Here is a 250-nt window from a genome sequence, read left to right as displayed (position 1 = left end):
AGCGCGCATCGACGTCGTTCTCCTCGCTCGTTCTGCCCTCCTCGTCGGGCAGCTACGCTTCTGGCGGTGTGCAGTCCAACGTTCGTTACAGCATTTCGGAACAGGGCAACCTGTCCTACACCACGTCGAGCACCGACCTTGCCATTCAGGGCAACGGCTTCTTCGTGGTTCAGGACGGCGCGGGCACGCCCTATCTCACAAGAGCGGGATCCTTCCAGAAGAACTCGGAAGGATATTTGCAGAATGCGGC

Annotated in this window: 1 protein-coding gene; it reads left to right on the top strand. The window is 59.6% G+C overall.

The window, feature by feature from the left end:
- The coding region (locus tag SB816_RS33715; protein WP_410548466.1) for a flagellar hook-basal body complex protein at nucleotides 1-250 on the top strand (250 nt) is incomplete at both ends.

It is taken from the genome of Achromobacter sp. SIMBA_011 (assembly GCF_046535435.1).
Classification (GTDB): domain Bacteria; phylum Pseudomonadota; class Gammaproteobacteria; order Burkholderiales; family Burkholderiaceae_B; genus Achromobacter; species Achromobacter dolens.
This window is presented reverse-complemented; position numbering and strand designations above follow the sequence as displayed.